We start from the raw sequence: 3395 nt of genomic DNA, 5'->3' as shown, positions 1-3395 counted from the left end.
GCGCGGTTGATGCCATCCACCAGCGAATGGCGGCAGCCGTACTTGTTGTCGAACTTCGACTTCGTCACCGCGTCATTCACATTGATCGCGGGGAACAGAAGGGTGCCGTCGCGGTGCATCTCGTACAGACGGTGCACACCCGTCGTGGTCTCCTCCGTCACACCACGGATCTCGGAGGAGAGCTTCGTCCACTTCTGCGGGTTCTCACCCAGCGTGCGGTGCAGGAGCTGGAGGATGACGCGGTGCTCGTCGCTCTCCGCCGTGTCGACCGCGGGGACCTTGCCGTCCTTCTCGTACTCGACGCCCTTGTGCACGAGGAGGGTGGCGTCGCCGCCGTCGTCGAGGATCATGTTCGGGCCGCCGGTGGGGCTGTCCGGCCAGGTCAGCGCCTGCTCCGTGCACCACCAGTACTCCTCCAGGGTCTCGCCCTTCCAGGCGAAGACCGGGATACCGGCCGGGGCGTCCGGGGTGCCGTTCGGGCCGACCGCGATCGCGGCGGCGGCGTGGTCCTGGGTGGAGAAGATGTTGCAGGAGGCCCAGCGGACCTCGGCGCCCAGGGCGGCCAGGGTCTCGATCAGGACGGCGGTCTGGACCGTCATGTGCAGCGAGCCGGTGATCCGGGCGCCGGCCAGCGGCTGCGCCTCGGCGTACTCGCGGCGGATCGCCATCAGGCCGGGCATCTCGTGCTCGGCGAGCGTGATCTCCTTGCGGCCGAAGTCGGCCAGAGACAGGTCGGCGACCTTGAAGTCCTGTCGGTTGGCGACAGTGGTCATCGTGAGCTGCTCCTCGTGTCGGGGTCGAGGGTGGGCATGGCTGGTCTGCGGCATCGGGCATACGAATGCCCGGGAACTCGCAGCGCAGTCCGTCGGAGGCCCTCTCTCCCTCGGACGGCCCGGGTCCGGACCGGCCGACCGCCATCAGCAGCGACGTCTGACACCAGCCACGAATCTACACCGATCGGCCCAGTGAGCCCTAGCCCGCCTCCCTCCCGGCGCGCACTCATCACAGAAAGGCACATCGGAACAATTCGGGACTTTTGGACTTTTGATTGTGGGCTTATGTGTTGCAGGATGCCGGGGGATCGGGAACATGTGTGCGATCTTGATGGCAAAGACGTAAGGAGATCTACGTGACCAGTCCGAGCGATCCTCCAGAGGGTGCGGGCAAGGCGGGACAGAGGAAGCTGGTCGCGGTGACCGCTTGTCCGACCGGCATTGCTCACACGTACATGGCGGCCGAGAAGCTGCAGCAGGCCGCCGAGAGCCTCGGCATCGAGATCAAGGTGGAGACGCAGGGCTCCATCGGCGCCGAGAATGTACTTTCTGACAACGATGTCAGAGAGGCCGACGCCGTCATCATCGCGGCCGACAAGGAGGTCGACCTCGACCGCTTCGCGGGCAAGAGGGTCCTCAGCGTCGGCGTCGCGGATGGCATCCACCGGCCGGCGCAGCTGATCGAGCAGGTGCAGAACGCGCCGGTCCACTCGGGCGGCGGGAAGGCCGAGGCGGGCGGTGCCGTGGGCGGCAGCAGGGAGCGCAGCCTGGCGTACAAGGCGCTGATGAACGGTGTCTCGTACATGATCCCGTTCGTGGTGGTCGGCGGTCTGCTGATCGCCATCTCGCTGTCGCTCGGCGGGCACACCGACCCCGAGGGCGGCCTCGTCATCCCCGAGGGCTCCTTCTGGATGGACGTCAACAAGATCGGTGTCATCGGCTTCACGCTGATGGTGCCGATCCTCTCCGGCTATATCGCGTTCGCGATCGGGGACCGGCCGGCGCTCGTACCCGGCATGATCGGCGGCTGGATCGCCAACACCGGGGAGCTGTACGACTCGAAGGCGGGCGCGGGCTTCATCGGGGCCATCGTGACCGGCTTCCTCGCCGGTTATCTGGTGCTGTGGATCAAGAAGGTCAAGGTCCCCAAGTTCGTCCAGCCGATCATGCCGATCATCGTGATCCCGATTCTGGCGACATCGGCGCTCGGCCTGTTCTTCATCTACGTCATCGGCAAACCCATCTCGTGGATCTTCGAGCACCTCACCAGCTGGCTGAGCGGAATGACCGGCACCAGCGCGGTCGCGCTCGGAGCGATCCTCGGACTCATGATCGCCTTCGACATGGGCGGTCCGGTCAACAAGACGGCGTTCCTCTTCGGCGCGGGCCTCATCGCCTCCGGCAACCAGACCGTCATGGGTATGTGCGCCGCGGCCATCCCGGTCATGCCCCTCGGCCAGGGTCTGGCCACGCTGCTGCGTAAGCGGCACTACACGCAGCAGGAGCGCGAGACCGGTCTGGCCGCGTTGTTCATGGGCTTCTTCGGCATCTCCGAGGGCGCGATTCCGTTTGCCGCGGCCCGACCGGCCCAGGTCATTCCGGCGAACATGCTGGGCGGTGCGGTGGCCGGTGCCATCGCCGGTCTGGGCGGGGTGAAGGACGCGGTGCCGCACGGCGGTCCGATCGTGGCGGTGCTCGGCGCGGTCGGCGGTGTGGCGACGTTCTTCATCGCCGTGGTCATCGGTGCGATCGTGACCGGGCTCGCCACGGTGGCGCTGGTCGACATCAGCGAGCGCAGGCGCCGCGGTGAGCCCGCGCTCGCGACCGCCGTGCCCGAGCCTGCCCTGGCGGGTGCGGCGGTCGGCGGAGCGGGCGGCGGCGGGGCGGCCGCTGCCGTCGTCGGCGGTACGACGGTCGGTACGACGGTCGGTACGACCGGCGGGGCCGCTGCGGCCAGTGGGGGCGCCACCGCCACGGACGACCCGCCCGCGGAGACCCTCACGGCGTCGCCCGCGGACCCCGCCACTGCCCCCGCCCCCACTGCGGCGACCAGCGGCGGCGCGGAGGTGGAGGCGGAGGACGAGGTGCTCTCCGGCTATCTCACCGAGCAGACGGTGAAGCTCCAGCTCTCCGCCGACGAGAAGGGGCCCGCGATCCGCGAGCTCTCCGCCATGCTCGCGACGAGCGGCAGGGTGGCCGACACCGAGGAGCTGGTGCAGACGGCGCTGCGCCGCGAGGCCCAGGGCACCACGGGCCTCGGCGAGGAAATCGCCATCCCGCACGCCAAGACGGACGCGGTGACCGCGCCCGTGGTGGGCTTCGCCCGCTCCTCCGAGGGCATCGAGTGGGGCGCCCTCGACGGCACCAAGGCCAAGTTGATCTTCATGATCGCGGTGCCCGAGGCGGCCGCGGGCGACGAGCACCTGCGGATCCTGGCGCTGCTGTCCCGCAAGCTGATGGACACCGACTTCCGGGAGCGCCTCATGGCGGCCCCGGACGAGCCTGCGGTGGTCGAGGTGCTGCGCGAGATCCAGTAGCGGAAGCTCGCCGTACGCGGCATCCGGCAGTACGTAGTTGGGGCCCCGCACCACGTGGTGCGGGGCCCCGCCGGGGGTGCGCAGG

At 69.0% G+C, this 3395-nt stretch carries 2 protein-coding genes; one reads left to right on the top strand and one right to left on the bottom strand.

Translation table 11 applies throughout. From position 1 onward, the window contains the following. Window positions 1-773, bottom strand: a 773-nt coding sequence (locus tag ACWD10_RS38305; protein ID WP_451098440.1) for an adenosylhomocysteinase, incomplete at its 3' end; no start/stop codon positions are given. 356 nt (window positions 774-1129) lie between these two features. Here ACWD10_RS38305 and ACWD10_RS38300 point away from each other — a divergent pair. Continuing rightward, a complete protein-coding gene (locus ACWD10_RS38300) occupies window positions 1130-3310 on the top strand; it encodes a fructose-specific PTS transporter subunit EIIC (RefSeq protein WP_451098438.1) in 2181 nt (726 codons plus the stop codon). Window positions 3311-3395 lie beyond the last annotated feature (85 nt).

It is taken from the genome of Streptomyces sp. NPDC002851 (genome assembly GCF_053591935.1).
The sequence above is the reverse complement of the archived record's forward strand: the minus strand, read 5'-3'. Positions and strand labels throughout refer to the sequence as shown.